Source organism: Rheinheimera mesophila, assembly GCF_000986865.1.
In the GTDB taxonomy this organism is placed as follows: Bacteria; Pseudomonadota; Gammaproteobacteria; order Enterobacterales; family Alteromonadaceae; genus Pararheinheimera; species Pararheinheimera mesophila.
The window spans coordinates 77,472-104,449 of the sequence record NZ_LAVS01000010.1 but is presented as its reverse complement, the minus strand read 5'-3'; the positions used below and the strand labels follow the sequence as shown (position 1 = coordinate 104,449).

General features: G+C 48.1%; 31 protein-coding genes and 1 tRNA gene. 18 read left to right on the top strand and 14 right to left on the bottom strand.

Annotation, left to right across the window (positions count from 1 at the left end; genetic code table 11):
- The 3 genes from recC to SD53_RS06230 all read right to left on the bottom strand — a co-directional run.
- On the bottom strand, positions 1-2,065 hold a 2,065-nt coding region (gene recC, locus SD53_RS06240; protein WP_162198666.1), incomplete at its 3' end, for an exodeoxyribonuclease V subunit gamma.
- A 135-nt stretch (positions 2,066-2,200) separates the two neighbouring features.
- On the bottom strand, positions 2,201-2,530 hold the full coding sequence (locus SD53_RS06235) for a hypothetical protein (protein ID WP_046519357.1): 330 nt from the start codon (positions 2,528-2,530) through the stop codon (positions 2,201-2,203).
- A 19-nt stretch (positions 2,531-2,549) separates the two neighbouring features.
- Positions 2,550-3,038 (bottom strand): hypothetical protein, encoded by a 489-nt coding sequence (locus SD53_RS06230; protein ID WP_046519356.1) that lies wholly within the window; start codon positions 3,036-3,038, stop codon positions 2,550-2,552.
- 237 nt (positions 3,039-3,275) lie between these two features.
- Between SD53_RS06230 and SD53_RS06225 the strand changes: the two genes are divergently transcribed.
- Positions 3,276-4,079 carry a substrate-binding periplasmic protein gene (locus SD53_RS06225; RefSeq protein ID WP_046519355.1) on the top strand — a complete coding sequence of 268 codons (804 nt, stop codon included), beginning with the start codon at positions 3,276-3,278 and terminating at the stop codon, positions 4,077-4,079.
- Positions 4,080-4,143: 64 nt separating this feature from the next.
- On the opposite strand, the gene SD53_RS06220 is transcribed toward SD53_RS06225, so the two are convergent.
- From SD53_RS06220 to SD53_RS06210, 3 genes are all read right to left on the bottom strand, one after another.
- Positions 4,144-4,443, bottom strand: coding sequence for a YciI family protein (locus tag SD53_RS06220; protein WP_046519354.1), 300 nt, complete (start codon positions 4,441-4,443; stop codon positions 4,144-4,146).
- Between the two features lie 79 nt (positions 4,444-4,522).
- Positions 4,523-5,233, bottom strand: coding sequence for a DUF3581 family protein (locus SD53_RS06215; RefSeq protein WP_046519353.1), 711 nt, complete (start codon positions 5,231-5,233; stop codon positions 4,523-4,525).
- A gap of 63 nt (positions 5,234-5,296) precedes the next feature.
- Positions 5,297-7,075 (bottom strand): GGDEF domain-containing protein, encoded by a 1,779-nt coding sequence (locus SD53_RS06210; RefSeq protein ID WP_046519352.1) that lies wholly within the window; start codon positions 7,073-7,075, stop codon positions 5,297-5,299.
- Positions 7,076-7,328: 253 nt separating this feature from the next.
- On the opposite strand from SD53_RS06210, the gene SD53_RS06205 reads away from it, so the two are divergent.
- From SD53_RS06205 to SD53_RS06195, 3 genes are all read left to right on the top strand, one after another.
- Positions 7,329-7,844: a tetratricopeptide repeat protein gene (locus tag SD53_RS06205; RefSeq protein WP_125060818.1), complete on the top strand. Its 516-nt coding sequence runs from the start codon at positions 7,329-7,331 to the stop codon at positions 7,842-7,844.
- A gap of 125 nt (positions 7,845-7,969) precedes the next feature.
- Entirely contained in the window at positions 7,970-8,440 is a 471-nt protein-coding gene (locus SD53_RS06200; protein WP_046519350.1) for a cell division inhibitor SulA, read from the top strand.
- A 148-nt stretch (positions 8,441-8,588) separates the two neighbouring features.
- Positions 8,589-9,101 carry a YchJ family protein gene (locus SD53_RS06195; RefSeq protein ID WP_366246844.1) on the top strand — a complete coding sequence of 171 codons (513 nt, stop codon included), beginning with the start codon at positions 8,589-8,591 and terminating at the stop codon, positions 9,099-9,101.
- A 1-nt stretch (position 9,102) separates the two neighbouring features.
- On the opposite strand, the gene SD53_RS06190 is transcribed toward SD53_RS06195, so the two are convergent.
- On the bottom strand, positions 9,103-9,561 hold the full coding sequence (locus tag SD53_RS06190) for a VC2046/SO_2500 family protein (RefSeq protein ID WP_046519349.1): 459 nt from the start codon (positions 9,559-9,561) through the stop codon (positions 9,103-9,105).
- A gap of 111 nt (positions 9,562-9,672) precedes the next feature.
- Between SD53_RS06190 and SD53_RS06185 the strand changes: the two genes are divergently transcribed.
- Together SD53_RS06185 and SD53_RS06180 are read left to right on the top strand one after the other, a co-directional pair.
- Positions 9,673-9,757, top strand: a tRNA-Tyr gene (locus SD53_RS06185).
- Between the two features lie 103 nt (positions 9,758-9,860).
- Complete coding sequence (locus SD53_RS06180) at positions 9,861-11,549, top strand: tetratricopeptide repeat-containing response regulator (RefSeq protein ID WP_046519348.1); 1,689 nt, start codon at positions 9,861-9,863, stop codon at positions 11,547-11,549.
- 29 nt (positions 11,550-11,578) lie between these two features.
- Here SD53_RS06180 and deoC read toward each other — a convergent pair whose 3' ends face one another.
- Positions 11,579-12,313: a deoxyribose-phosphate aldolase gene (deoC, locus tag SD53_RS06175; RefSeq protein ID WP_046519347.1), complete on the bottom strand. Its 735-nt coding sequence runs from the start codon at positions 12,311-12,313 to the stop codon at positions 11,579-11,581.
- Positions 12,314-12,623: 310 nt separating this feature from the next.
- On the bottom strand, positions 12,624-13,310 hold the full coding sequence (locus tag SD53_RS17965; protein ID WP_052749278.1) for a M48 family metallopeptidase: 687 nt from the start codon (positions 13,308-13,310) through the stop codon (positions 12,624-12,626).
- 137 nt (positions 13,311-13,447) lie between these two features.
- On the opposite strand from SD53_RS17965, the gene xthA reads away from it, so the two are divergent.
- Both xthA and SD53_RS06155 read left to right on the top strand, forming a co-directional pair.
- Positions 13,448-14,260 carry an exodeoxyribonuclease III gene (gene xthA, locus SD53_RS06160; RefSeq protein WP_046519345.1) on the top strand — a complete coding sequence of 271 codons (813 nt, stop codon included), beginning with the start codon at positions 13,448-13,450 and terminating at the stop codon, positions 14,258-14,260.
- Positions 14,261-14,264: 4 nt separating this feature from the next.
- The gene (locus tag SD53_RS06155) at positions 14,265-14,888 is read left to right on the top strand and encodes a hypothetical protein (RefSeq protein ID WP_052749277.1); all 624 of its coding nucleotides are present in this window, start codon (positions 14,265-14,267) and stop codon (positions 14,886-14,888) included.
- A 107-nt stretch (positions 14,889-14,995) separates the two neighbouring features.
- Here the strand turns inward: SD53_RS06155 and yfbV are convergent, their stop codons facing one another.
- On the bottom strand, positions 14,996-15,439 hold the full coding sequence (gene yfbV / locus SD53_RS06150; RefSeq protein WP_046519344.1) for a terminus macrodomain insulation protein YfbV: 444 nt from the start codon (positions 15,437-15,439) through the stop codon (positions 14,996-14,998).
- Between the two features lie 617 nt (positions 15,440-16,056).
- On the opposite strand from yfbV, the gene SD53_RS17960 reads away from it, so the two are divergent.
- From SD53_RS17960 to SD53_RS06125, 5 genes are read left to right on the top strand one after another with little or no spacing between them, the layout of a single operon-like run.
- A complete protein-coding gene (locus SD53_RS17960; RefSeq protein WP_157850009.1) occupies positions 16,057-16,581 on the top strand; it encodes a PTS glucose transporter subunit IIA in 525 nt (174 codons plus the stop codon).
- A 4-nt stretch (positions 16,582-16,585) separates the two neighbouring features.
- Positions 16,586-16,939, top strand: coding sequence for an ArsC family reductase (locus SD53_RS06140; protein ID WP_046519343.1), 354 nt, complete (start codon positions 16,586-16,588; stop codon positions 16,937-16,939).
- Positions 16,936-18,069, top strand: coding sequence for a succinyl-diaminopimelate desuccinylase (dapE, locus tag SD53_RS06135; RefSeq protein ID WP_046519342.1), 1,134 nt, complete (start codon positions 16,936-16,938; stop codon positions 18,067-18,069). The genes SD53_RS06140 and dapE overlap by 4 nt, the downstream gene beginning before the upstream one ends.
- On the top strand, positions 18,066-18,740 hold the full coding sequence (locus tag SD53_RS06130; RefSeq protein WP_046519341.1) for a M15 family metallopeptidase: 675 nt from the start codon (positions 18,066-18,068) through the stop codon (positions 18,738-18,740). The genes dapE and SD53_RS06130 overlap by 4 nt, the downstream gene beginning before the upstream one ends.
- 3 nt (positions 18,741-18,743) lie before the next feature.
- Positions 18,744-19,001 (top strand): hypothetical protein, encoded by a 258-nt coding sequence (locus SD53_RS06125; protein WP_046519340.1) that lies wholly within the window; start codon positions 18,744-18,746, stop codon positions 18,999-19,001.
- 3 nt (positions 19,002-19,004) lie between these two features.
- Here SD53_RS06125 and yejK read toward each other — a convergent pair whose 3' ends face one another.
- Positions 19,005-20,039, bottom strand: a complete 1,035-nt coding sequence (yejK, locus tag SD53_RS06120) for a nucleoid-associated protein YejK (RefSeq protein WP_046519339.1) — start codon at positions 20,037-20,039, stop codon at positions 19,005-19,007.
- 71 nt (positions 20,040-20,110) lie between these two features.
- Between yejK and SD53_RS06115 the strand changes: the two genes are divergently transcribed.
- Together SD53_RS06115 and SD53_RS06110 are read left to right on the top strand one after the other, a co-directional pair.
- Positions 20,111-20,335 (top strand): YejL family protein, encoded by a 225-nt coding sequence (locus SD53_RS06115; protein WP_046519338.1) that lies wholly within the window; start codon positions 20,111-20,113, stop codon positions 20,333-20,335.
- Positions 20,336-20,339: 4 nt separating this feature from the next.
- Positions 20,340-21,848 carry a DUF3413 domain-containing protein gene (locus tag SD53_RS06110; protein WP_046519337.1) on the top strand — a complete coding sequence of 503 codons (1,509 nt, stop codon included), beginning with the start codon at positions 20,340-20,342 and terminating at the stop codon, positions 21,846-21,848.
- 44 nt (positions 21,849-21,892) lie between these two features.
- On the opposite strand, the gene SD53_RS06105 is transcribed toward SD53_RS06110, so the two are convergent.
- Positions 21,893-22,192, bottom strand: a complete 300-nt coding sequence (locus SD53_RS06105) for a hypothetical protein (protein ID WP_082101797.1) — start codon at positions 22,190-22,192, stop codon at positions 21,893-21,895.
- Positions 22,192-22,560, bottom strand: coding sequence for a thiol-disulfide oxidoreductase DCC family protein (locus tag SD53_RS06100; RefSeq protein WP_046519336.1), 369 nt, complete (start codon positions 22,558-22,560; stop codon positions 22,192-22,194). The genes SD53_RS06105 and SD53_RS06100 overlap by 1 nt, the downstream gene beginning before the upstream one ends.
- Positions 22,561-22,711: 151 nt before the next feature.
- Here SD53_RS06100 and SD53_RS06095 point away from each other — a divergent pair, with 151 nt between their 5' ends.
- The 3 genes from SD53_RS06095 to SD53_RS06085 all read left to right on the top strand — a co-directional run bounded on the left by SD53_RS06095 (position 22,712) and on the right by SD53_RS06085 (position 24,393).
- Entirely contained in the window at positions 22,712-22,912 is a 201-nt protein-coding gene (locus SD53_RS06095) for a DUF2061 domain-containing protein (protein WP_046519335.1), read from the top strand.
- A 76-nt stretch (positions 22,913-22,988) separates the two neighbouring features.
- Positions 22,989-23,555, top strand: a complete 567-nt coding sequence (locus SD53_RS06090) for a YaeQ family protein (protein WP_046519334.1) — start codon at positions 22,989-22,991, stop codon at positions 23,553-23,555.
- A gap of 4 nt (positions 23,556-23,559) precedes the next feature.
- A complete protein-coding gene (locus SD53_RS06085; RefSeq protein WP_046519333.1) occupies positions 23,560-24,393 on the top strand; it encodes a CvfB family protein in 834 nt (277 codons plus the stop codon).
- 136 nt (positions 24,394-24,529) lie between these two features.
- Here the strand turns inward: SD53_RS06085 and SD53_RS06080 are convergent, their stop codons facing one another.
- Positions 24,530-26,929, bottom strand: coding sequence for an EAL domain-containing protein (locus tag SD53_RS06080; protein ID WP_046519332.1), 2,400 nt, complete (start codon positions 26,927-26,929; stop codon positions 24,530-24,532).
- Between the last annotated feature and the right edge of the window lie 49 nt (positions 26,930-26,978).

The window sequence follows — 26,978 nt, the reverse complement described above, 5'->3', positions numbered from 1 at the left end:
GTTGTTGTAAACCACCGGCCTGCACTGGTTCTAACAAGGCCTGGCGGGCAATCTGTACACTCAATTCTTCGTGAAGGTCAGCGCCTGTGGTGTTGTCAAGCCAGCTTTGCAGTTGCTGCTGTAATTGCTGCACCAGTTGCTGGCTTTCCAGCTCATCCGGCGCAAAAAAGTCCTGCAGCAACTGAGTAAAAAGCTGATACCAGGCGGTTGGACTGCGTTTTACTGGCAATTGCTGCCACAGCTCGTCGATTTTTTGCAGCAGTACCAGCACAGGACCAAGTTCGGCCGCCTCTAAACCAGCTACATCGGCATAAGGCGCTATACCTTGCCACGGCGCTGTATCCCCTGCCACATACCCCAGTAGCATACGGCGGATACCAAAAAGCCAACTGTTTTGCTCAAAACTATGCCGCAACCCCAACTGCTGACGATGCTGCTGATCCAGCCCCCAGCGAATACCAGCCCCCTCAATCCACTGCTTAATTTTGGGTAAGGCCGCGGCTTTTAAGCCAAAACGCTGCTGTAAGGCACTGATATCCAGCATATCGAACACAGTACTGGCGTTTAAACGTTGTTGCTCCGGACTCAACAACACCTCCAGCGCCTGCAACAAAGGCTGCTGTTTTTTGCTGTGTTGATCGGAAATACTGTAAGGGATAGAGCGCAAATCACCCGGTGCTACTTTGCCAAACACAGCTTCAATTAAAGGCGCATAGCTGTTGATGTCCGGCACCATCACCATCACATCTTTGGCGCCCAGCTCTGGGTTCTCTGCAAAAAGCTGAAGCAGGTGATCATGCAGAATTTCCACTTCGCGAAGTGGGCTATGGGCTTTTTGAAAGCTAATACTGCGCGCCGCTTCAGGGGTTAAAGCCGGCCACTGGCTTTGGGTTTCGCTGATGGAGCGTAGCTGCAAAATATCGTCCTGCAACTGACCTAATAAATGGCTGGTGTCAGGCGATTGAAATAAATCAACTTTTTGATGGGCAAACAGCTCTTTATGGGCGGCCGTTTCGTCAAACTGATCCAAGAGGCGAATATAATCCCGCCCCTGTTTGCCCCAGGCCGCCAGCAAAGGCTGGGCCTGACCGGATAACTGCTCGGCACTGGCCAAAGGTAAAAAACCGGCCTTTTGTGGCTGGCGTTTTTGTGCTGCTTTGACTTTGTCTTTTTCGGCAATAATATCAGCCCAATACAACTGACAAGGGTTCAGCACCGCCAATAAAATCTGGCAATAAGGCGCTAAGGCCGACAACACTTCCAACATCTGTTGTGGCAAGGACGAGATCCCAAAAATAATCACCCGACGTGGTAAATTTTTCGGTGCTTTTTTCCAGCTTTTTACCTCACGTAAAAAAGTCTGATGCAAGGAAAACCGGCTTTGTTGCTGCTGCTCTTTAGGTAACTCGGCCAAAATTGCCTGCCAAAGTTTGGCCTGCCATAGCTGATCATCCGGCATGGCTTTGGCGTCGCCATCCATTTGCGCCAGGCGATACAACCCCTTGGCCCAATCGGCCAGCCAGTCGGCGCGGTACACCTGATACTGGTCAAATAAATCCGCCAGTTTCAGCGCAAGCTGTGCGCGTTTTTGCTGATCTTGATCGTCACTGATAAAACGGCGCAGCAGCTCAAATTCATCTTGCGCCACTAAAGCAGGCAATAAACGGAAAATACGCCAGCGTAAACTGTCTTTACTAAACACCGATAAATCTGGCAGTTGCTGCTCTGGCAGCGCCAACTGATACATGCTCCAGATAAAACGGCCCGGCAACTGCACCTGCATAGCGGCCGCTATGCCCAAACCTCGCTCATAGGGGTCGGCTGCATCGGGTGAGGCGGCAAAAGCCAGCTTCAGCCACTGCGCTATACCATTACTTTGTACCAGCACCTGTTCAAGCTCTAAGGCAGAGAGTGGATAGCGCTGACAAAACTGCACCAAAAGCGCACGCAACTGCTCTAGCTGATTGGAATGGATCACTAAAAAACCAGGCTCAAGTGGCAATGCGACAATACTCCGTTTGTGTTGACTCGTTTGCTGTGACAGCAATAAAACTGATTTTGCCACAGTGACTTGCATACGCCTATCAAGTTTTTTGGGAATTTAGCGGCGATGAGGCGTTAAGCAGACGCTGTCCAATGAAGCGGCAACGGTACAGCGCCACAGTGCTGGTGTGCTACTGCAACAAAATCCGGGTGGGCTTTAAATCAAAGTAAAGCCCAACGCCGTATTCACCGTCTCTTTGACGACCTCCAGCGCGGCATTGAGGCTCTGTTCAGCGGCTAACACGCCCAATCCCTTTATGGTCAGCAGCACCATCTGGCTGGCATTTTTTTGAATAGACAAATGCAACGCGGCCTCTTCGGCATCAATTTTATTTGCTGCGTTTAGCGCTTCGATCATTACCAGCGACTGCGCTAATTTTTTCGCTTCGGCCTCAGCATAGTCTTTAATTTCAGGCCATTTTTCCGACAGCACGCCTTGCATAGCGCTCAGCATGCTTTCCGCTAATTCTTTGACATTCATACTCATCCGCTGCGTTCCTGTTCAGTTAATTGGCATCACCACGTTTTTTCGCCAGTTCCAGCTTTAATATGGCGGTAAAACTGGCATTGAATGCAAAGCGCAGCACTTTGATCTCATCAGAGCTCAGACACTGCAGCATCCCCGCGGTTTTTGTGTTTTTATCTTTTAACTGATGCAAAGCGGCCAGATCATTCAAGCTGCTGCCCAGTAATGCTATTTGTTCTGCTGTTATGTCATTGCCAGGAATCGCATCGACCCGAACTTTAATGGCACTCAAATCCACCTTAGCTTCGGTGTAAAACGCAGAATTATTGCGGTAACTGCACTCTGGCAGCCCCTCTTTTGTTTCCAGCTCAGTTAAAAATGTCTCCACTTTGCGCTGTAAGGCTGTCACATTGTGATCCGTGGTTTCATCATAAGAGGCGATAAGTTTTACCGTACAGCCTGAGATCACCAGCACAACCAAGGCCAACAGAATCATCCTTCGCAGATTGCATTCTTTGTTTCTGTTCATCAACATCTCCTTTGCGGTAAAACAGCGAACACTCAGACCAGACGGCTCCCGTCAGTGCCTTTGGTCACCTGCTCGCGATGCTAGCCAAGCCTAGAACAGAGTTCCTTCTTTTACAACAACACAGTAGGCTGTGCTCTGATAGTGCAAAATGCTGCCGCAATCCGGATGATTTGTCAGGCAAGCTGTCGCTATGCCATATATAGTTGAATAAGCCTGCGCTGACTTCGGACCTATGCTATGAAGCTTGTGTTAACTGCCGTCTTTGCTTTGTTACTGAGTATGCGCTCTGAGGGCTGCACTTTGCGGATGGGCATTGAAACCAGCTTTGCGCCTTATATTATTCAGCAGCAGGATAGCTGGGGTGGCTTGAATGTAGAGTTGCTAAACCGTCTGGCAAAAGAGGTAGGTTGTAGTGTGGAATTTATCCACAGCCCCTGGTTACGCTCGTTAAAGCTGATCGAACAAGGCGAGCTGGATGTGCTCAGCCACTTAAGTTACAACACGGAGCGCAGTCAACAGTTTGCTTTTATCGGCCCTCATCAGCAGGAAGTAATTTATCTGGTAGGAAAAACTGAGGCATTCCCGGGCTTAACCAGTCTGACCCAACTCAAACACAGCGGCACCTCCGGCATTATTGCCTTACTGAATGGCGCATATTATGGCGATGAACTGGATAGCATTTTAAATGACGCGAAAAACCGCACAGGTTTTGTCTTTATCCGCGGTAATGAAGATAAACAGGCGCTACTGCTTAATGGCCGGGTGCATGGCGTACTGGAAGATATAGTGGCTTATCACTATTGGAAAAAACAAGCCGGCTCGTCTACCACAGGTTTAGACGCTTTATTTGAGGTGTATCAAAGCCCTGTTTATTTTGGTTTTAACCGCCACACGCTCAGCCCGGAGCGTTTAGAGCAACTGGCCAACGCCTGGCAACGTTTATATGACACTGGTGAGCTCAGCAGCATAGTTCAACGCTATCAACTGGCAGAGTTTCAGTTCAGTTTGCCGGTCCCTGCCTCACGCTTCCCAAAGCGCTGACTCACAATAAAACATCCCTGCACAGGCCAGAGATGTTGACGTCTATGGCCTGGGTTCAATACGGCTATGGCAATACCTTTTTAAATGGCTTGACCACCGAATTGGCATACACTCCAGCCGCTATATAAGGGTCAGCAGCAGCCCAGGCTTGTGCCTGCTCTAGCGAATCAAACTGCGCGACCACCAATGATCCGGTAAAACCAGCTTCGGCCGGGTCTTCCAGATCCACTGCCGGCAACGGGCCTGCAATTAATAAACGATCCTGAGCTTTTAATTGCTGTAAACGGGCTAAATGCTGTTCACGTACTTGCTTACGCAGTGGCAGGCTGTTTGGCACATCTTCTGAACAAATCATGTAATACATGGGCAACCTCAACAAAAATGACTATTTGGCGGCACCTTAGCAGAAGCGCTGCTGCAATCCAAGCAGCAGTTCACCTTAGTTATACGGCGTACTGAAACTGAGTTTTACGCTCGTTGTAAAAGTCGACCATTTGCTGCATCACAGACTCTTCATAAGGCTGCAGGTTGCTTAAGATCATCCGTTTTTCACCGCGGCCTATCACTTCGCCATGTTCGACCAGCTCAAAACCCAAACGCGCTAGGCCACGTTTGCCCTCGACAGTTAAATCATTGTGGGCTAACCGCAGTTCAGGTGATGTCGTGGAGAAACGATCAAACTCCAATGTCATACTCTCGTAAATCACCAGCGGACGCTGTGCGTTAATCATCACCTGATGCTGTTTCATCAACGGCTGTAAAATATGCGGGAAGTTTTGACCAGAGAAACGCACATAATCCTTCACTAACGACTCGATATAGGCCAGGTCATGATGGATTTCGCCCTGTTGGCGCAAAATCAGATAATGTTTGTTCTGCTGATCACACAAACGCCATTCATCGCCGTGCTGTTCTGAATGCAGCAGTACATCGGAGCTGACCATACCGGCAAAGCTGCAATGTAACTTCTGTGCTAAACCGTGTTTGCTGACCATATGCGCAAACAGCAAATCACCGGGCACACAGAACCTTTTACTGTCGGCGTCGTGGATAGGATTAAAGTCTGTGGCAACTTCCTTGGCAAAACGGCAGGCCTGCTGACGGCTAAAACTGACTTGCTGGTTCTGTTCACTAATAAACTGCTGTAAAAACATCGATCCCCATCCTGACGACTATCAAAGTGCTGCAGTGTACCTCAGCGGACGGGGTAAATTGGTCTAGCCAGTCATCTCATTGATAACAAGGTGTTGACCCGGACCACGCCGGCGCGAGATAAACAAAAAGTTGCCCTGCGGTTTTTTTGCCTGTGTTTTGGCATCACTGGCCAAAGCCGCTACATCATGATGACAGCTACACAACCTCGGGTCCGGTGACACTACCCCAACCGCCAGACTGAGTAAAGGGTAAAACACCTGCTCGCCACTGCGGTTCTGACTACGGATGCCGCCAGCCTGAACATGAGCCGTCTCGTAATAAAACAGTACCCGCTCGGCGAACTCATTTAATACCTGCTGACATAACTGCTGCCAGTTGTCACTGGTAAAGATCACCACAAAATCGTCACCGCCAACATGCCCAACAAAATGGCCATCGGCTCCTGCTATGCTGGTCAGTAATTCAGCCACCAGTTGAATGACTAAATCGCCTTTGCTGTAGCCGTAGGTGTCGTTGTAAGGTTTAAAATCGTTTAAATCAAAATAAGCGATATGAAAGCTTTTGCGTCGTTGTAATAACCCATCTATTTCCCGGTAAATTGGCACGTTGCCGGGCAATAAGGTTAAAGGATTCGCGTAACGCGCGTTTTGTAATTTGCTCTCGGTGATCCGTTTCAGTAAGGCCCGGACAGAACCTAAGCCCAAGTACTTCTGCTGACGGGTCACGATAAAATACCAACTGCCCTCGTCGTCCTGATCCGTCACCTGTTGACTCAACTGATCCAGACTACAGTGTTCGTCTACTATCACCACATCCTGGTCCATCAGAGCCTTAACCGTTTTCTTTTCGTACAAAGCCCGACCATAAGGACTGGAAAACAGCTCAAACAATACCGACTTTTGCACTATGCCAACCGGCTGATCGTCTTCGACTATGGCAAGGCTTGACCACTGCGGGTGTTTACTGAACAGATCAAACAACTGAGCGACAGTAGTCATACTGGCTACTGCGGGCACGGACAATAATAAAGCCCCAACCTGCTCGGTGGAGTTTGGTGGCGTGCTGCCCTGATTTGGATTGAGCTGATAACTACCCGTGGCCACTGCACTCATCACCGCATTAGGCCGTCCCAATAAATAACCCTGACCATAATCCGCGCCAAGTTCCTGACAAAGCAGCAACTCTTCCCGGGTTTCAATGCCTTCAGCCACCACCGCCGAGCCGGTACTTTTCGCCAGCGCAATAATACTGCGGACAAATTCTTTTTTGGTCGGATCGGCATGCACCTGGCTGATAAAGTACCGGTCAATTTTAATTAAATCAGGTTTGAGTTCAGACCAGAGCTTTAAACCGGAAAAACCACTGCCTAAATCATCAATGGCAATCCTGAAACCCAGTTCGCGGTAATGATGCACAGCGTTAATTAATACTGTGGAATCATCTACCTGATATTGCTCGGACAGCTCAATCACCACCCGGCTTGGATTGAGCTGGTACTTTTTTAACAAGGCCAGTGTCAAGCCCGACGGATGATCATCAGACAACAGCAGCAATGGATTGACGTTAAGATACAAATCGCCCTGCACACCAGCAGCAGCGAAAGCCGCGATACTCAGTTCGCGGCATAACATTTCCAGTTGCGGTAATAACTGGCATTGATGCGCGACTTTAAATAACACCAACGGAGAATGCAGCGGGCTGTCAGACGGCCCACGGATCAAGGCTTCATATCCCTGGACAGAGCCAGTATTGAAATCCAGTACAGGCTGAAACAGCGGCTGTAACTTACGCTGCTGTAAAATATTCACCAGTTCTTGCCTGTAACTTTCATCTGTCCACATGGTGCCGCGCTCATACAACCTGAATATGCGAAGTGTAAAAAGGCTGTGTGACAGTCGTATGACGATATCCGTCAGCGACCACATCACCGAGACAATCTGGCGCAGTTTTCGCAAGACCAGAGCGAAACAGCGAACTTGTGCCGCGTTATGGTCAGAAATCTGACGCAGAACAGCACAAAGACAGCGATGCGCTTGACCCGCTCCTGCGGCTTGGGTCTAATAGCGCGCTTTTTTAGGATCGGATTAGGTATTTATGACGACATCACAGCTTACAACGCCGGAATTTACCGGTATGGATGATTTAACGCTGGCCGAAGTGGATGCCAGATTAAAACAGCATCAACAGCTATTGCAGTTGATGTTGCAATCGCCGGGTGGTCTATTCTCATACTTACCCCAACAGAAGGCTGTTGCAGAGTACAAAGACGTCCTATCAGTCACAACCCCCGAAGCCTTGTATCAGCAGGCGCAGGACTATTCCGCCCGCCAACAGCTGCATCAAAGCGCCACTTTACTCTGCCGCGCCGCTTATCAGGGCCATGTGCCTGCTCAGGTGCAGTTAGGTCACTGCTATTTAAAAGGCGCCGGTGTGCCGAAGTCGGCCGTCTTTGCCTATAGTTGGTTTATTCTGGCGGCCTTACAGCATGACAGTGCAGCACAACAGGCCTGTACAGTACTGTCTAAACATTTAACACCGCTGGATCAGCAGCAGGCACAGCAATTAGCTGCCGAACGTTTTGAAAAAATAACCATACAAAACAATGAGTAACAAACTAATGCGAAAGGCAGCGTAAAAAACAGCCAAAAACTTTAAAAAAAGAGCTTGCTTTTTAAACAACAGAAAACTACTGTATATCCATACACTGTAAATACAAACAGTATTGGAGCATCGTCATGTTGAATTTAACTAATGCAGTTCACTCTTACTCTGCCTCTGGCCAAAGCTCAGGCGCGCACAAAGCTGGCGCAACTGCGTTTTATCAGAAGTTACAGGTCACTGCCGGCCAGCTTGCGTTGCCTGAATTGTTGTTTATTATCCAGCAGCACCAACAACAATCAGGCTGGGTGTTGTTATTGGCACCCAATCAACTACCGGACAAATCCACCTTCACAGGCTTTGATGTAGACATGTCCAAAGTATTGGTGATCCAACAAAAACAAATCAGCAATATCCATACCGTATTGTCTGACGCATTAAGCAGCAGCACCTGCAGCGCTGTAGTGGTGTGGCAGGACCAGTTCAGTGAAAGCTCATTACAGCATTATCAGCAATTGGCTGAGCAGCATCAAACCTGTTTTTATCAGTTCTGCAGTAACAAAACACAAAACCAAGCGACAAAACCACGTATGGCAGTGAGTCACTAAATCAGCTCTGACGTCGGTTGTTTGCTGCGCTGGCAGCACAACTGGCTTGGCCCTGAGCGGCATTTTGCTTACACTAGGCGTTTAGCAACATCGGCTGAGTTGAATAAAGCTTTGACGCGGGATAGCTTATTGAACCATCCACAGTAAAGTGAGTACTCCAGTGTCAACTGTCTTGTCTTTTTCATGTTATTGCGGTTCAGGTACGCCTTTTACAGCCTGTTGTGCCCCACTGATCGCTGGTCAAGCCTTTGCTCAGACTCCGGAACAACTGATGCGATCACGCTACAGTGCTTATTGTCATCATGAACACAACTTGCAGTGCTACAGTTATATTCTGCGCACTTATCATTCAGCAGTACGCGCTGAACATAGCCTGGCGGACATCGCCGCTTTTGCCAAAGCTGTGCGATTTATCGGACTGAAAATACTGGATTCAGCCGGACTATCAGCGCATCAGGTTCATTTTGTGGCCTCGTATCTGGTCGCAGATAAGCTGGAGCTGCTGGATGAAATTTCAGATTTTGCGCTGGAGCATGGCCAGTGGATGTATTGCAGTGGCGTATTAACAGAACATCCGGTGGTCCGCTTATCGCGTAATGATGCCTGTCCTTGTGGCAGCGGTGTCAAATTTAAAAAATGTCAGCATAACCAGGCAGGCTAACTCAGGCGTGCAGTTGATTTAAAATCTCATACAACGCCGTCGGATCGGCTTGCATCATCTCTGGTTTTTGTTGTTGCAGGTGACGCTTTGTGTGCAAACTTAAACCAGATTTGACCTCATCAGGCAGCTTGTATTTATTGTCCTCCATCACCAAAGGCGCACCCTGCAAAGATTGCAGCAAATGCAAAGCCACAGCTCCACCTTGTTGAAAAGCCGTCGCCTGCTGTTTTAACTGCACTTCGTCTTCAGGTAAAAATGCAAAAGGCCGCGCAGGCTGGATCCCCAACTGCTGATACACATCAGGCTGAAATCGGGCAGTTTGGCTATCTGGTGTATAAAACTGGGCGAACTCGTCCACTGCGGGTGATAAAAATGCCAGCCACAGTGAAAAATCACTGCGCCTGTGCTGGTGTATCGCCTCATTTAACCTACTACCGGTTTGCCATTCATTGATCAGCATAAAATCTGCACAAAAACATCCTATTGTTTGCTTTATCGGCAGTCAGACAAAAAAGTTGAGTAATTTCCTTTACATCAAAATGTTTTTTGATAAGATGCGCACCACACTTGTGGAGGGGTTCCCGAGTGGCCAAAGGGATCAGACTGTAAATCTGCCGGCACTGCCTTCGAAGGTTCGAATCCTTCCCCCTCCACCATTTTCTCCCTGCGCTGCAGTTCCAGATGAACCCACTAAATTTTTCTTGCTAAAATCCAACATATTATCAACACTTGCGATAATTACATCGATAGGTTTGCTGCATGTCGTACAAAACTCTCGAAAATCTTCGAGTTCTTATTGTTGATGACCAACGTCCCTTCCAGTTATTGCTCAAAGGCATACTGTATTCGATGGGCGCCACCAATATCGCCTTTGTGATGACAGGTGAGCAGGCGTTGTGGAAGTGTATGCATGGCTCTTACGACGTGTTGTTTGTCGATTACAACCTGGGCTCAGGCAAAAATGGCCGTCAGCTATTAGAAGATTTACGTGAGAAAAAGCTACTGCATCCTGCTGCTGTGTATATGATAGTGACGGGTGAAAATCAGGTTCCTATGGTAGTGGGAGCCATTGAAGCTGAACCTGACGATTACATCATTAAACCTTTTTCGCAAAGCGTATTACGGACCCGTCTGGTTAAGATTCAAAACCGGAAAAAACAACTGGCGCCGATTTATCAGGCCATGTTTGACGATCAGCCTGAACTGGTGATCGAAGCCTGTAAACAAGAGCGGCAACAAGGCAGCCGTTATCATTCGTTATGTGGCCGCATTCAGGCAGAAACCCATTTAAAATTAAAACAGTACGATGAAGCTGAAGCTCTGTTGTCTGAGACCTTGTCATTCAGTCGAACCAACTGGGCTTTATTGCTTCAGGCCCGTTTGTGTTTTGAGCAAGAGCGTTATGAAGAAAGCCTGGAGTTGTGTAACGAGGCGATAGATACGAACAGATATTTTGCTGAAGCCTTTGATCTCAAAGCCCGTAACCTGATGGCGCAAGGTTTAATGGCGGAAGCGATGGAGGTGATTTCTCAGGCGATCGTCATCTCGCCTTTTTCCGTCAGCCGACAAAATCTGCTGATGGATATAGCCAGGGATATGGACGACCTGGCCAGCCTGGTTCAGGCCAGTAAACAAATTTACGAAATTACCCGCCGCGCTGCTCGGCAGGAAGTGGTGCATTTGTTGAACTATATCCGCACTGTGATCGATGCAGCGTCACGCTCTGAAGAACTCAATCAGCGCAACAAGTATCAGCAGGAAGCCTTAATGGCCATTCACAGAGCCAAACGGGAAGACACTGTGATTCGCGATTTCGACTTCGATTTGTTTGAAACTTTGTGTCAGGCTCGCCTGGAATCGTTAAGTGGTCAGCAGTATCTGGCGAAAAAGACCTTTGCCACAGTCTCAGATCGGGTAACAGCACAAATAGAGCCGGAACCGGATCCGGAAAATCCGGATGAAACTCCTCCTATACCTCATTGTGCGGCAGACGCGGTGCTGTTACTAAATCAAATAGGTGAATTTGAACAGGCATCAGCTCTGACACAAAAGCTGCAAACTGTATCCGGCGCCATAGACCCCATACTGGAAAAACTATTCAGTGAACAGCAACACCGCTCCCTAAGCCGTCAGGCCAGCTTTAATGAGTTGAACAAGCAAGGTATTCAGCTCTACAAAGAGAGTAACTACGAACAGGCGTTGCTTCGTTTTGAGCAGGCTCTGGAAGTTGCGCCTATGAATACAGGCAGCGCACTGAACTTCATACAAACAGCGATACAGATGATGGCCGACCCCAAGCGGAAAAAGCCGTTGGAGTTGGTAGAAAAATGCCGGAAAACCTTCCGGATAGTCGACAACATGCCACTACCAGAGCATCATAAAGTGCGGCATCAGGAATTATTGCAGCAGTTTAATAAGCTAAAAGAAGAAAAACGCTACAGCCGTTAAGACAGCTCTTAACGGCTGTAGCGCAGAGTTTAGTAATCCAGTTGCTGAGTTAAATCATTCAGCAAAGCGCTGGCTCCCAAACGCATGCCTTGAGCAGTGGCCACCTCACCGGTCACTTCTTCAAACAGATTGACCAGCTTTAGCGCAAACTCTACCGTTCTTACGCCACCAGACGCTTTAAAGCCTACCGCCCGGTCTGAGGCAGCCAGAACGGCCAACATGATACGAGCGGCTTCCTCTGTCACTCCGACTTTGACTTTACCTGTGGAAGATTTAACAAAATCAGCCCCAGACTCCACCACTAACTCCGTCGCTTTACTGATTTGCTGACAAGTCACCAATTCACCGGATTCGATAATAATTTTCAGACAAACACCCGCTGTCGCCTGACGTACCGCCGCCAGGAAATGCCGTACTTGTTGGACCTGCCCGGACAATAAGGTTTGATAAGGCAGCACACAGTCAATTTCATCCGCACCCGCTGCCAATGCGGTGCTGATTTGTTGCAGAACCTGTTCCAGCGGTAAAGACCCGGTTGGAAAATTGACCACTGTCGCCAGTTTTATCGCGTAATTTTGTTTCTGTAAAAAGTCTTTGACCTGAGTTAAGTACTGCGGATAAACACAGATAGCGGCTGGTAATACAGCAGCACCGGCTAAATCCTGCTCCAGCCATTGCTGCATAGCCAGAGCATCGTCCTGATCCTGTAAACGGGTTAAATCCACCAGCTTCATCAGCTGTTGTATACGCAGAGGGTTTGTCATGCTGTTGTCCTGAAAAGAAAATATCGGCTCTGACTGGCCAATTTGCTTGTGATCCGGCTCCAACAGAAGCTGAGCCGCAGCGAATTAAAACAGAAAACACTCAGTGCTGGGAAGAGTAAACCAGCATTTGGCGAAGACAAACTGCAAAGCAAAGTGAACAGCGAAAAAAAACCGTCAAAGCACGGAATCTTTTTAGTCACAACCAGTCTGAACAGAAACTTGATGTTTCCATTCTCCCTAGAAGTAAACTTTGCCGGCTCTGTGGCCGGCTTTCTTTTTTACTCTTGAGTCAAATCATCAAGGCTGGAATTTACAACCTCATCCAGTGTTGGTTTTGTTTTAACCAGAGTCTGGCTTTAGCTGCATCACTGTTAAATCGCTCAACTAGCGTCCAGAACGCTTTACTGTGATCCATATGCACCAGATGCGCCAGTTCATGCACAACCACATAACGGGCCACCCACTGTGGAGCCATGACTAAGCGCCAGTTAAAACTCAGTACTCCGGAGGAATCACAGCTCCCCCACTTCGCTTTGAAATTACAAACCCGTACCGAGCGGCATTGAAGCTGCATACGCTGCTGGTCTTGGTGTACTTGCTGCTCAAACCAAAGCTGAGCCTGCTGTAGATAAAACTCTGTCACCAGCTTTTCCAGCCACTTTTGCTGGCTTTGCGCTTTATTGCGATGGGACAGTTGCAGCCATAAACAGTCGCCATCCAGGCTAAACTGGTTGACCGAATCCTCAACTATCTTTAGCGCTAGCGTATCACCGAATAACGGCAGCCTGCGCTGTGCGATCCAATCTGTTCGTTCCTGTGATTGCTGCTGAAGATGTTTGTCTATCCAGTCTTTTTTCTGCAGGATCAACTGCTGAATGAATTGCGGATCACAGCCTGTGGGTGCACTGACCCAAAGTTGCCCTGCTTGAATTTTTAGTTGAATGCTGCGCCTTTTGGCAGAAAACTTTAACTGATAGGCGGGTAACTCAGAGCTCACAACATCAGACTCATCGGGGCAAAATCATAGCTTAAAGTTTGTTGGCCGACTGAGCAAGCAGCAGTTCACCCCAAGACCGACAAAATGCTAGTATGCAGCCCAGACGCTTATACTTTTAGTTGGATCAGAATCTCATCATGAAAATTATCTCTTTTAATATAAACGGCTTACGCGCCAGACCTCACCAAATCGAAGCTTTATTGACAAAACATTCGCCTGATTTTGTCGGTTTGCAGGAAATCAAGGTCCATGATGATGAATTTCCGCTTGAGGAGATGCAAAAATATGGTTATCAGCTGTATTACTTTGGCCAAAAGGGCCATTATGGTGTGGCTATTCTGAGTAAAAAGCCAGCCTTATCCATGTTGTATGGTTTTCCGACCGATGCGCCTGATGCGCAGCGCCGTATGCTGATTGGTACATTTGCCTTGGAAAATGGTAAAACTCTGACCTTGTTAAATGGCTATTTCCCACAAGGCGAAAATCGTAGCCACGAAACCAAGTTTCCGGCTAAACAAAAGTTTTATGCTGATCTGCAACAATATTTGCTCAATCACCACAGCCCTGACGACTACCTGGCTGTGATTGGCGATATCAACATTTCCCCTGAAGACGCAGATATAGGAATAGGGGAAGCCAACGCCAAACGCTGGTTAAAAGAGGGCAAATGCTCATTTTTGCCGGAGGAACGCGATATGTTAGCCCGGTTAAAAAGCTGGGGCTTAGTTGACACCTTCCGAGCTTTGCATCCGAATGCAACTGGAAAATATAGCTGGTTTGATTACCGCTCTAAAGGATTTGAAGATAACAGAGGACTGCGCATTGATGTGGTAATGGCGACCGCGCCTCTGGCAGCCTTGTGCACTGAAAGTGATGTAGATTATGAGCTGCGGGCTTTAGAGCGCCCTTCTGACCATGCTCCGGTCTGGTCGAGCTTTGATTTGAGCTAAGCCGATGCTGGCTGCATTTTGTTTGCTGGTGATCGGCGCTTTGCTGCTAAACCCCGGCTTCTGGCAAGAATTGCAGCAAAAAGCTGTGCCCTGGCCCGTGGCCGGGGCAAGCATCTGTGTGCTTGCGCTGATGTGGCAAACGGATGCCGCAGTGCTGGAGCATTTATCCATTCATTTTCTGGCGCTGACCAGTTTAGTACTGATGTTTGGTTTACGCTTAAGTGCCCTGCTTTTTGTGCTGGTCATCGCCTTGCAATGGCTGGTGAGCAACGCGCCTGCGGCTGATTTGCTCTGGACTTTAGTGTGCGGCTGGTTGGTGCTTACGCTGAACTATGCAGTGTATCTGTTATGTTTCTACTATCTGCAGCGACACTTATTTGTGTATTTATTTGTGGCTGTTTTTCTTAATGCCGCTTTAGGTCTGGTGGTCTACATGCTGATGCAGGCTTGGATCCATGCAGATCAGTACAGCTCTGAACAGTTGTATCAGGGCTATCTGATCTTTATTCCGCTGGCGGCTCTACCGGAAGCATTGCTCAATGGCATGGCCATGACGTTGTTGGTGATCTACAAGCCGCATTGGGTCTACACCTTTTATCAGCGGATTTATTTATCCGGCAAATCTTAGTGCGTAAAGCCACTCTCAGACACTGCAGTAAGCACGTCACGCCTTGTTACATGGCGATGCCAGATCACAAGGCGGGGATGCGCTGCAGCGCCATTGGCTGGCGTTGGTCAGAGCCAATCACGTAAAAAGGTTTTATCCAGTTGTCCGAAGGCTTGTTTAAGCAGTAAAGCCAAGTCTGCATAACGCAGCTTGTGTTGCGGAGTTTGAGTTTGTAGCCCCTGCGCCTGCATTTTTTGTTTAATTTCGCTGTACCAACTGCTCAAGCCAGGTGGTAATTCGGTCTGCGCGCGTTTGCCAAGCCAATACCAGCCCTGGAACGGCATAGATAAAATAAAGAGCATCATGGTCAGGATAAGTGGCAACTGCTCTGCTCCAAGCTGGTTAAATTGCACCAGAGCGCCCACGACCGCAACAACAGGAAAGGTCTTTTGCGCAAAGACAGTCATGCGGATCACTTTATTTTCAGGGAAAACTGCATTTAATTGAGGTACCACAGGCCAGTCACGGCTGTACTGCAGCCCAGCTTTGAGTGTCGAAAACATAGCTGACATCGCAGGCACTCCTCTTCATCATCGGTGTTTTACTACAAAGTCGTCGGTTCGGAGTCTACCCCCTACCTCAACTATCGTCCAGCTTTGACAGAAACTAAAGCAAAAATAGCCTGGTGGAGAAAATATTCCTCAATCCAGACAAACGCAGGAGAATAATTCACCTGATTTCAACAAAGCAGACTCAAAAGTTTTACAGTGAAATGTTCAGATTGAAGATGAAAACTATGAGTTTCCTGCCTTTGCGTAACTAATTGTGAACGAACAAACTAAACAAATTTTGTGCCATTTGTTTTTTATATTTATTTTCAATAGCTTAAACCAGTTAAACATAACAACACACAAAGTTATCCACAGATTCTGTGGACAACCATAATAAAGAAAACACAAGGCCCCGACCGTTTTGCGGTCAAAAACGACTAGGATTTATCAGCGCTTCATGGCATTTTTATGTTCAAACAGTGAAATTATCATGTTTTAGTAGACCAGCAGCGCCTGAGTAAGTTCCGCGCCTTGCTAATCAGCCTGACCACCCGGCGAATCCCCCACCACAGGAAAGCTTCGCCAAATAGTTTTTTTTTCGTTACTATCCTGCTATGCCCAATTCAATGTTGTTGCCCATGTTCAGCCCTTTTAGTCTGTTGCACTGGCATACCAGTCTGGATCCGCAACTCAAACTGAGGATCAAAAGTCCGGTGGATGCCTATAGTCATCACAGTAGCGCCAGCCGTGACGCACTAATGTCTTGCGGTTTACAAGGCGACGGACTCTGGCTCGAGTTAAGAGGCACAACTTTATATAGCCCGTTCAGTGGTGCATTCAGCCGGAAAAATCAGACGGGCCAGCATCTGCTGTTTGCGCATCCAAGTGGATTGAAGCTGGTGCTGGATTTTCCACTGTATTGTCAGGATAAACTTGGTGTAGGGTTCCACTGGCTGGTCGGTGAGCAGGCGCATGTCCAGGCCGGACAGCCTCTGCTGCATTATGATAAAGCGCTGCTTAGCCAGCCGGATCAGAGTTTTGGTCTGTTTTTACGTGTGGTCCCCCACCCTAAAATTCAGCGTATTCATTGCCGCACAGGTTATCATCAGGCCTTGCAGGATGATGTATTGGCGATCCAATTGGTAACTACTCAGGATGTATAGCGTTATGACCCGCATTTATGGCATTAAAAATTGTGACACGGTAAAAAAAGCCCGCAAATATCTGGAGCAGCAGCAACTGCGTCATCAATATATCGATTACCGTCAGGATGGCATCAGCAGAGCATTGTTAGCGGAATTTATGCAGCAACTTAGCTGGCAGCAACTGCTCAATACCAAAGGCACAACCTACAGAGCGTTGTCGGATGCGGACAAGCAGGACATGACCGCAGAAAAAGCGGTCCAGTTAATGCTAGCCCAACCCGCACTGATCAAACGACCTGTGCTGGAGCACAATGGCATCTATCATCTTGGTTTTTCAGAACAACAGTATCAAACATTATTTGGACTTTCCGCATGAGCACAGCAGTACTGGATTTAACTAAAGACTTGATCCGCCGCCAGTCGGTCACCCCTGAAGATGCAGGTTGTCAGCAATTGATGGCCAAGCGGTTGGAGGCTTTGGGTTTTACTATTGAGTCGATGTTTTTTGAGGACACCCTTAATTTATGGGCACGTCGCGGTCAGGGTAAACCTTTGTTTTGTTTTGCCGGTCACACTGATGTAGTGCCGACAGGCCCGCTGGAGCAATGGACCAGCTCCCCCTTTGAACCAGACATTCGCGATGGCATGCTGTATGGCCGCGGTGCGGCCGATATGAAAGGCAGTCTGGCTGCTATGGTGGTGGCCACAGAACGTTTTTTAGCCACCCATCCTGAGTTAACCGGCGACATCGCCTTTTTGATTACCAGCGACGAAGAAGGTCCTTTTATCAATGGCACCAAACGTGTGATTGAAGTACTGGAAAGCCGCAATGAAAAAATTACCTGGTGTTTAGTGGGTGAACCCTCCAGCACAAAAAACCTGGGAGATGTAATTAAAAACGGCCGTCGTGGCTCCTTAACGGGTTATCTGACAGTCAAAGGTGTTCAAGGCCATGTGGCTTATCCGCATCTGGTGGATAACCCTATTCATAAAGCCGCTCCGGCTTTGGCCGAACTAGCACAAACCGTCTGGGATCAGGGCAATGCCTATTTCCCGGCCACCAGCTTTCAGATCTCCAACATTCACGCCGGTACTGGTGCCACCAACGTGGTGCCGGGTGATGTGCAGCTAACCTTCAATTTCCGTTACAGTACTGAAGTGACAGCCGAACAATTGCAACAAAGGGTGCTGGCTATTTTAGATAAACATCAGTTGCACTACAGCATCGACTGGATCCTCAATGGTTTACCTTTTCTGACCGACAGTGGCGAACTGGTGGCTGCTGCTGTGCAAGCGGTGCAGCACGTCAAAGGTTATACACCGTCACTGGAGACCACAGGAGGGACCTCAGACGGTCGTTTTATTGCGCCAACAGGTGCTCAGGTACTGGAGCTGGGTCCGTGCAATGGCACTATTCATAAAATCAATGAATGTGTCGCAGTCGCGGATTTAGAGCCTTTAGCCGATATGTACCAACATATTTTGCAGCAACTGGTTGCCAAATGAGTCGGGCAAAACTGTTGACAGGCTTTGACGAAACAGCTCTGGTTGAACTGGAGCAAAAACATCGTTTATTGCCAGAGGTCAAAGCTGCATATCTAACGATGCAGCAGGCGGCCGCAGCAGAGGGCATAGAACTGGCTCTGCTATCATCCTACCGCTCTTTTGCGCAGCAAGCGCGGATTTGGACCGCCAAATACACCGGACAACGCCCGGTGTATAACAAGGCTCAGCAGCCAATCGATATCCATCAGTTAGATGGCTTTGCTAAAATTGAAGCCATTTTACTCTATTCAGCTTTACCCGGTGCCAGCCGCCATCATTGGGGCACGGATCTGGATGTGTTTGACAAAGCCGCTGTTGCCGCCGATTATCAGGTGCAGTTACTGGATGCTGAATATCAGCGCGGCGGACCTTTTTATGCATTGGATCAGTGGTTAACTGCACATGCCGCAAGCTTTGGCTTTTTCCGGCCTTATCAGCGCGATCTGGGCGGAGTTGCAAAAGAAGCCTGGCATTTAAGTTACCGCCCGCTGGCGCAAGACTATCTGGCATCCTTTGATCAAGCCATGTTGTATGAGGCGATAGCTCAAAGTGATTTACCGGACAAAACACTGCTGCTAGAGTTTATTCCGCTGATTTATCGGCGTTATGTCTGTACTATTTGTGAGGAGTAAATAATGACGATGACACTCTGGTGGACTCTGGTGATCATTTTCGGTCTGGTGCTGGCTAATCTGTGGCTGATACGCCGTAATAAAAAACTCCGGCAGAACAGCCTGAAACAAAAGATAGAGCAGAAGAAAACCTCAGATGGAGGTGTGACCGGAACCATAGCCGCCACCAGTGGCACAGATGGCAGCCGCATAAAACAGGTGGATACCGACCATCACAGCCCATCAGACGCAGGCTCTGACGGCGGCAGTGGTGGCGATTAAGGCTTACCCTTTGTGATCAAAGCTGGAGAAGCCTTTGAGGAAACGTTGCAACTGATCTTTTAAATTCGGTGGTACCCCTTGAATGATCAACAGGTCTTTGTCCATATCGTAGCGGACCCGTTCGCCTAAATGCTTTTGCTCAAAGCTGATGCTGACACCGCCACCTGCACCAGAAAACTTCACCAGGGTTTTTAGTTCTTTTACATCCACTGGAAACTGCTCTGGCACCTCAATATTCTGCTCTGCACAGTAATCCGTAAAGGCTCTGGCATCACTGCTGTCGATAGTCGCTGACAGCTCCTGCAAATGCACATCCAAGCCTTGTTTAGTTTGCTCTTCACAGTAGTCGTAGACTTGCTTACGCACAGCCGATTTCTCGCTGGCATCGTAATCCGAGGCGGACAGATACTCTTCAACACAAGCCAGCACCACTTTGCTTTGCTCTTTGGCAACCACACCTTCGGCGCAGCCTAAAAAGTCGAGGAAAAAGTCAGCCACTTTACGCCCGGCCCGGCCGCGGATAAACGAAATATATTTGTTTTGCTCAGGGCTGGTCTGGTATTCGGTTAAATCAATACGGGCAGCCAGTTGCATCCGGGCTATATCCAGATGCTGATCGGTAGAAAGTAATAAGTCTGGTGTCACACTAAAGTGATCTTTGCTGCCAAGCATAGTGATCAACACATATTCCGTCGCCAGATAACGGTAGTGACACAGCATAAAGTAGCCGGTTTCCTGGATTTGGTGCTGCACCAGTTGCACCACCAACTGACTGGTAGCTTGTTCAGCCAATTGGAGAAAACTGCGCTCCTGCGCTTGCCACTGCGCTAAGGGCAAAGCCATTCTGTCTTGTAAATCATCAGAAAAAGTAGCGTAACCTTTGGCAGGTTTGCCATTGTAAGCCAGGTGCAATTGTTCAATTAAATGTGCGACAGATTGAGACACAGGCACCAGTTCCTGACGAAACTGCGCCTGCAATTGTTCACTTTCAGTACTTTCGATAAAATTTATTGCCAGATGCAACACATCAACGGACATATATTTTCCTGTTCTTCGCTAATTCTGCTAGTATTCCCCGCTGTTCCATTTTATTTCGAGCAGAGACCTTCATGCCCATTGTATCAAAGTATTCGACCGACCAAATTGAAAAGATCGTCAACACTCTGTTGGAGCAGTTACGCGCTGAACAAGCAACCACTGAACTGAGCCTGATGTGCCTGGGCAATACCATCAGCCACATTATTAATACCAGCGTGCCAGTTGCGCAACGTCTGGATGTTGCCAGCCAATTTGGTCAGGCGTTAAAAGACGCCGTCAGCAGCAAGAAACAATAACGCTATGGTGCTGGAACAAAACCTGTCATTGGTTAATAAAGTAAACCGTTTGCTGAACTGGGGTCATTGGTTTACTTTTTTTAATATCCTGTTGGCATTGGTCATTACCGCCGCCTATTGGTGGGCGGAACCTTTGCCACAGAGCATGACTGGCTGGGTTTATCTGGTGACTAACTGGCTGGGCCACACCGCTTTTTTATGTTTTTTGTTTTTTATTCTGACCATATTTCCTGTCACTCTGATTTTTCCGTACCAGCGCCATGTCCGTGGTATAGCGGCAGTTCTGGCCACTGTCGGCCTGGTCGCACTGATTTTTGATGCTTATGTCTATCAGGCGCTTGGTTATCATGTCGGCAGCGCATCCAGCGAACAGACCATTGATTTATTACGTCAACAGGTGGTCACCAACCTGCGTAATTTTATCCTGATCACCTCTGTTGTCTTTGCGTTATTACTGGCGATAGAGTTAGTGTTAAGTAACTTTTGCTGGAAAAAAGTACCACGTTTACAAGCCTCCGGAGTTGGCCAACCCGCACTTTATCTGTTTTTAGGCTGTTTTGTCGCCAGCCACAGCCTGCATATCTGGGCAGATGCACAATTAGATTTGGATGTCATGAAACAAGACAATGTGCTGCCTTTTACCTATCCGGCAACGGCGAATACCTTTTTAGCCAAATACAATCTGCTGGATTTATCCAGCTTAAAAGAAAGTAAAGCTGAACAGTTGCAACGACCAACCAACTGGCGTGAGCCTGAAGCGTTGCAATGTGTCAGTCAACCAGCAGAGCCTGTCACTGTAGTGATCCTGCCGGCCTTGTCCGCCAATGATGTGGCGCTTTTGGAGCAGAACAAATTCAAAGCCCAGCAGCAACACTTTGCTCCGGTTGAGACTCAAAGCGCATTGCTGAATCTGGTCTATGGCAGCATGCAGTTAAATAAAGAGATGGTCAGCGCGCTGCAACAGCCCCCCGCCTGGCTGGAGCAGTTGCCTGCTGGCAGCTTCAGTCTCAGCGCCAGCGATGCACAATATCAGCAACTATTGCCCTGGTTACCGCTGACAGAACAAGCCACTGCGGCAGTCAAAATAAAATTCAGTCGTGATCTTGGCTCTGAATTAGCCCAACTGGGCACTGAACACAATGCTATCGTACTGAGCATCCACGCCACAGCATCCCAGTTTGATCTGGCACCGGCCAAGCTGTACAGCCGCTGGCCTGAACTTCATCAGGTGTTGTCCAACACTGTCACTCAACACCTGGATCTGATCCCTACTCTGCTGGCTCAGTTGGGTTGTCATACCAACTGGCCAGGAGATAACTGGTTTCAACCGTCGGCCTATCCGAAGCTGAATTTATTACCGCATCAGATGGTCAGTTTTAAAAAAGATAAAATGATTCTGGTGCGGGATGATGGCAGTTATGGAGTTTGGTCGGCTGGAACTCTGGTACCACTGAATGAAAAACTGGATATTCCGCAGTTGACTGATGCGTTAAAACGGGTGCAACAGCACTAACACCCTAGCATGATAAAAAACCACAGCACTGTGGTTTTTTATCATTACTGCAAGGTTTTCGGCGCTTTGCTTAGCCGGTTGCGTTTGCCTTGTAACTCAAGCTCTGCCAGATGAAATAGATTGGTAAACACCAGAGGCGGAGCTTCGCGTTGAAACTTCTCCACAAAAGCTATAGTGGCTTCGGCAATCAGCTGATTTACTTTTTGATCATACAGCGAATAGCCATCATAGCTATAGGGCTCATCCAGTTGTGCTAACTGATGTTGCTTTTGTTGGCGCATAAACCAATTCAGCAAAAACTCATACTCTTTGACATCCAAGAGCTCTCGGCAATCCAACCCCATCAGGGTTTCTCCTGTTGTTGTACCCAGCGTTGCAAGCGTGGTCGTATGTTCAAAAACAAGCTGTATAACCTGTCTGCACACCAGGTGACCGGCGGTACTCTAAGTAAAAGTCCAAGCATACGCCAATAGGCAAATTGCGACCAGAGCATAGCAAAAGCGGCGGCGCCTTTGTAATAGATTTGACCGTTGACCCGCACGTGCATACGTGCAAGTGCGCTGCATCTGTCCAGCTCCGCTGGCAGAGCTGCATTCAGATCGGTTAGATCCAGCCAGATAATAGGAACCCTACTTTTAAGTGCACGAAAGTAGTTAATCTCGCGCCGGCACAAAGGGCAACCACCATCATAAAAAACTTCGAGTGAATTCATTTTATGCTCCTGTTGGTTCACACAGTACGGTTACACAGAACTTCAGGATCGGTTGTGCATAAAAAACGATAGCAGCGATTGGATTAATTCGTTTTCGACCCAGAGCATGGCAGGCTAAGCTCAGTAAAAATTCTGCCTATGGAGCTTTACCATGCTAAAAACTATGACCTTTGCCCTCTTACATTTTACTGTGGCTTTTAGCGTCACATATCTACTCACTGGCGATCTATTCGTTGGTGGTTTAGTGGCAACCATAGAGCCAGCGATCAATACTATCGCTTATTTTTTCCATGAAAAAGCCTGGAGCCGTATCGCCTTACGACAAAAACAGCATCATCAGTTACATGCTTAACGGCATTCACACAAGCTGCATAATTGCAACGAACAAGGTACACTAGCGCCCTTTTGATTTGTTCTGCGGATTTGTTATGGCCTTAAAGGCAACCATTTATAAAGCAAGCCTGGCTGTGGCTGATATGTCGCGCCACCATTATCAGGATTATCACCTGACACTGGCCCAGCACCCTTCTGAAACCACTGAGCGTATGATGCTGCGTCTGCTGGCTTTTGCTTTGTGTGCCCATGAGGATTTAAGCTTCGGCAAAGGCATTTCAGATGATGACGAAGCGGCCTTGTATCGTCAAAATCTAACTGGGGATTATCAACTCTGGATTGAACTGGGTTTGCCGGAAGAGAGACGCTTACGCCGTGCCAGCCATAAAAGCCAGCAGTTATTGCTCCTCGCCTACGGTGGTACTGCAGTCGATAAATGGTACAGCGCAGAGCAAAAAGCCTTAAGCCAGTTAAGAAACCTGACGATAGTGGCGGTATCTCCGGCAGATACGGCACAACTGGCTGAACTATGCGACCGTACCATGCAGTTACAATGCACCATTAACGAAGGCCAGATCTGGTTTGGCAACGCAGCTCACAGTGTGCCGCTGCAACCGCGCTTTATTCAACAGTCAACCCCAGCCTTGCTGGCATCGGAGTAATCATATGACTCAACTCGCTTTAGGCAAACTGAACAAACTGGCGGTGAAAAAACAGGTCGAGTTTGGCGTCTACCTTGATGGCTTAAGCTGGGGCGATATTTTGTTGCCGAAGCGCTATGTGCCTGCTGGCACTGAAATTGGCACAGTGCTGGAGGTGTTTTTATATCTGGATTCTGAAGATCAGCTCATAGCCACCACAGAAAAACCTTATGTGATGGTCGGACAAGTGGCACAACTGAAAGCTGTGGCCGTGACTAAGGTGGGTGCTTTTTTAAATTGGGGCCTGAAAAAAGACTTACTGGTGCCTTTTAGCGAACAACAAATTCCGATGCAGCAGGATAAATATTATCTGGTGTACTGTTATGTCGATAAAAGTAACCGTATTGTCGCCTCAGCCAAGTTGGACAGATACATAGGCAAAGACAGACCTGCTTATCAGGCTGGCGATGAAGTGCAATTTTATGTCGCCTCCCAGACCGACCTGGGCTACAAAGTGGTTGTTGATCATCAGCATTGGGGCTTGTTGTATAAAAATCAGGTGTTTAAACCACTACGTATCGGCTACAAAGGCACAGCTTATGTGCAGAAGGTACGGGACGATTTACGCATTGATTTACTGCTGGATAAACCTGGTTATGCAAAAACCCAGGCCTTTACCGACGTGATTATAGAGCGGTTAAAACAAAAAGGCGGCAGTTTGCCACTGTCGGATAAAAGCAGCCCGGAGCAAATTTACAGCGAATTTGGTGTCAGCAAAAAAGTTTTTAAAGCCGCTATCGGTGCTTTGTACAAAGCTGGTCAGATAGTGATTGAAGCTGAGGCTATCCGTCTGGTGTGATGCAGACAGGTTAAAATCGGATCTTAACGGATACGGGTACCTCGTCGGGGCCGCGGCTTGCACCGGCCCGTTCATGGACAGCGCGCTGTCATTAGACGGGCAGGTACAAGACCTGCCCTTTAGATAGGCATGTTATTTAACGCAGCCATTTGATAGCATCCGCAGGGGGCAAAGCCTTAGCAAACCAATAACCTTGTCCGGCGTCACAACCTAACTCTTTTAGCAACTGGCGTTGCAAACTAGTTTCTACCCCTTCTGCCACCACTTTCAAATTCAGTGTTTTCGCCAGCGCAATCACGGTATTAACCACCGGATTGTCTTTGATATGGGGTTTCATATTGGCGATAAAAGAGCGATCTATTTTCAGCACGTCCAGCTTAAATTCGTTCAGATAACTTAAACTGGAATACCCTGTGCCAAAATCATCCAACAGCACTCTCACCCCATGCTGGCGCAACTGTTTTAAGCACAGCCGTGCCTGTTCAATATTTTCTATCAGCGCCCGCTCGGTAATTTCGATCGCCAGATAACTGGCCGGTACTTTGGCTTCGGCCAGCTTTTCGATCACGGCGCAGGTAAAATCAGGCTCCGAGAAAGCCAGTCCAGACACATTAACACTGATATAAAACGCAGTGGCGTGCTCCTGCCGCCAAAGCCGGATCTGTTCAATACTTTGTCTGAGCACGTAATGGTCAATTAAACCTATCAGGCCATTTTTTTCTGCATAGGGAATAAACTCATCCGGGGTGATCACACCGCGGCCTGGATGAGTCCAGCGGATCAGGGCTTCAAAGCCTATGGTATCGTCCGTGTCCAGACTGATAATTGGCTGATAATTCAGCATAAAATGCTGTTTTGCCAAGGCCGCTTTGATCTCCAGATCTAATCTGAATTCCTGACTCTCTTGTACTTTCATATCAGCAGAGTAAATCCGATAGACACCACGCCCATCCTGTTTAGCCTGGTACATGGCAATATCAGCACGACGGATCAGCTCATCCGCCGACTGGAGTTGATCCACAGCCCCCGCCAGCGCAATACCGATACTGCAGGAGGTCAACAGCATATGCTCTCCGACCAACAACGGCTGCTGTAGCGCCTGAATAATACGCTGAGCAACATCGGTCACATCGGCCAGACTGGCGACATCCTCCAGCACCACAGCAAACTCATCCCCGCCTAAACGAGCCAGGGTATCAGTCTGTCGCATGCAGAGTTTGAGCACTCTCCCCACCTGAACCAAAAAGGCATCTCCGACCTGATGCCCCAGGGTGTCGTTGACCGTTTTAAAACGATCGAGATCCAGATACATCACGGCTAAATGATTGGCAGGAAAACGCTGCATCCGCTTAAATGCCTGGCCTATTCTGTCCATCAATAAACTACGATTAGGCAAAGCGGTTAATGCATCATGCAGCGCCTGATGCTGCAAACGTTTCTCTGAAAATACCCGTTCCAGTGCGTTGGAGATATGCTGGGAGACAAAAATCATCAACTCCAGATCACGCTGACTGTATTGGATATGAGCGATGTAGCTTTGTACCACCACCACACCACGCACAGTGTCACTGGACTGGAAAGGAACTCCCAGCCAGGATTCAGGTTCTGAGCCGTAGGAGCGGACCTGATGTTCCCGGTCAAAATCCGCCATTTGCTGACGGCTAATCAGCAAAGGCTGTTTCGAGCGAAACACATGACCAGTCAGACTATGCGCCAACACATCTGAGCCATACACCTGATTGGGGTCTATTTCATCTTCCGTGTCAGCAAAGTATGGAAACTGCAGAGTCTGAGTTTCATCATCAAACAGCGCAATAAAGAAATTGGGTGCATAAATCAGCGAATTGACTATTTGATGCAGTCTTTTGTAAAAGCTGGAGAAGTCGTTAGCAAAGTAGGAGAACGAGGCGATTTCATACAAGGCTTTTTGTAACCGTTCCGCATACTCAAGTTTACTGACCGAAGACTCTAGTCTCGCCAGCATCTGCGACTTACGCAGCTTACTGGCCAAAATAGATGCGACAATTTCAAGAATGTGCTGATGCTCCGCACTGAAATAATTGGCGTGCGAATGTTCACAGTCGATAACGCCAAGCAGCTCGTCGCCATCCAGAATAGGCACCACCAGCTCTGACAGACTCGGTACTAAATCGGCAAGGTAATGCGGATCAGTCCGGGTATCAGACACCAGCACAGACTGTTTAATACTGGCGGCAAAACCGACCAGACCATGGCCAAGTTTAAGCTCAGCGATACCTAAGTGCGAAGGTAAATCCCGGGTCCCCGACGCAGCCTTACGCTGTAGAGTCTCGCCGTCGTCGGCCAGAATAAAGATGGCACAGTCGACAAAACCTAAGCCTGCCACAACATGTTTAGCCGCATACTGAAGAATGTCATCCGAGCCAGTTAATTCATGCAGATCAATGGCAAACTGATTAATTAAGCTTAATCTGGCGTTTTCTTGCTGTAACAGCTGGAGCTGGGCCTGAAGCACACTGATATCAGTTTGGGGCTGTGAGATGGTCACGGTCGTCATACAGACTCTACTACATTAATCCGTAGAAAGTTATAAACGACCGTGCTTT

Bases quoted from the DNA above. Each gene is read 5' to 3' on its own strand.
- SD53_RS06215 (WP_046519353.1), bottom strand. From the start codon at position 5,233: ATGTTTTTACAGCAGTTTATTAGTGAACAGAACCAGCAAGTCAGTTTT.
- SD53_RS06090 (WP_046519334.1), top strand. From the start codon at position 22,989: ATGGCCTTAAAGGCAACCATTTATAAAGCAAGCCTGGCTGTGGCTGAT.
- deoC (WP_046519347.1), bottom strand. From the start codon at position 12,313: ATGACAAACCCTCTGCGTATACAACAGCTGATGAAGCTGGTGGATTTA.
- SD53_RS17960 (WP_157850009.1), top strand. From the start codon at position 16,057: ATGTTCAGCCCTTTTAGTCTGTTGCACTGGCATACCAGTCTGGATCCG.
- SD53_RS06235 (WP_046519357.1), bottom strand. From the start codon at position 2,530: ATGAGTATGAATGTCAAAGAATTAGCGGAAAGCATGCTGAGCGCTATG.
- SD53_RS06155 (WP_052749277.1), top strand. From the start codon at position 14,265: ATGCTGGCTGCATTTTGTTTGCTGGTGATCGGCGCTTTGCTGCTAAAC.
- yejK (WP_046519339.1), bottom strand. From the start codon at position 20,039: ATGTCCGTTGATGTGTTGCATCTGGCAATAAATTTTATCGAAAGTACT.
- SD53_RS06080 (WP_046519332.1), bottom strand. From the start codon at position 26,929: ATGACGACCGTGACCATCTCACAGCCCCAAACTGATATCAGTGTGCTT.
- SD53_RS06095 (WP_046519335.1), top strand. From the start codon at position 22,712: ATGCTAAAAACTATGACCTTTGCCCTCTTACATTTTACTGTGGCTTTT.
- SD53_RS06180 (WP_046519348.1), top strand. From the start codon at position 9,861: ATGTCGTACAAAACTCTCGAAAATCTTCGAGTTCTTATTGTTGATGAC.
- SD53_RS06140 (WP_046519343.1), top strand. From the start codon at position 16,586: ATGACCCGCATTTATGGCATTAAAAATTGTGACACGGTAAAAAAAGCC.
- SD53_RS06200 (WP_046519350.1), top strand. From the start codon at position 7,970: ATGTTGAATTTAACTAATGCAGTTCACTCTTACTCTGCCTCTGGCCAA.
- SD53_RS06110 (WP_046519337.1), top strand. From the start codon at position 20,340: ATGGTGCTGGAACAAAACCTGTCATTGGTTAATAAAGTAAACCGTTTG.
- yfbV (WP_046519344.1), bottom strand. From the start codon at position 15,439: ATGTCAGCTATGTTTTCGACACTCAAAGCTGGGCTGCAGTACAGCCGT.
- SD53_RS06205 (WP_125060818.1), top strand. From the start codon at position 7,329: ATGACGACATCACAGCTTACAACGCCGGAATTTACCGGTATGGATGAT.
- SD53_RS06210 (WP_046519352.1), bottom strand. From the start codon at position 7,075: ATGTGGACAGATGAAAGTTACAGGCAAGAACTGGTGAATATTTTACAG.
- SD53_RS06125 (WP_046519340.1), top strand. From the start codon at position 18,744: ATGACGATGACACTCTGGTGGACTCTGGTGATCATTTTCGGTCTGGTG.
- SD53_RS06225 (WP_046519355.1), top strand. From the start codon at position 3,276: ATGAAGCTTGTGTTAACTGCCGTCTTTGCTTTGTTACTGAGTATGCGC.
- SD53_RS06230 (WP_046519356.1), bottom strand. From the start codon at position 3,038: ATGAACAGAAACAAAGAATGCAATCTGCGAAGGATGATTCTGTTGGCC.
- SD53_RS06115 (WP_046519338.1), top strand. From the start codon at position 20,111: ATGCCCATTGTATCAAAGTATTCGACCGACCAAATTGAAAAGATCGTC.
- xthA (WP_046519345.1), top strand. From the start codon at position 13,448: ATGAAAATTATCTCTTTTAATATAAACGGCTTACGCGCCAGACCTCAC.
- SD53_RS06085 (WP_046519333.1), top strand. From the start codon at position 23,560: ATGACTCAACTCGCTTTAGGCAAACTGAACAAACTGGCGGTGAAAAAA.
- SD53_RS06190 (WP_046519349.1), bottom strand. From the start codon at position 9,561: ATGCTGATCAATGAATGGCAAACCGGTAGTAGGTTAAATGAGGCGATA.
- SD53_RS06100 (WP_046519336.1), bottom strand. From the start codon at position 22,560: ATGAATTCACTCGAAGTTTTTTATGATGGTGGTTGCCCTTTGTGCCGG.
- SD53_RS06130 (WP_046519341.1), top strand. From the start codon at position 18,066: ATGAGTCGGGCAAAACTGTTGACAGGCTTTGACGAAACAGCTCTGGTT.
- SD53_RS06105 (WP_082101797.1), bottom strand. From the start codon at position 22,192: ATGGGGTTGGATTGCCGAGAGCTCTTGGATGTCAAAGAGTATGAGTTT.
- dapE (WP_046519342.1), top strand. From the start codon at position 16,936: ATGAGCACAGCAGTACTGGATTTAACTAAAGACTTGATCCGCCGCCAG.
- SD53_RS06220 (WP_046519354.1), bottom strand. From the start codon at position 4,443: ATGTATTACATGATTTGTTCAGAAGATGTGCCAAACAGCCTGCCACTG.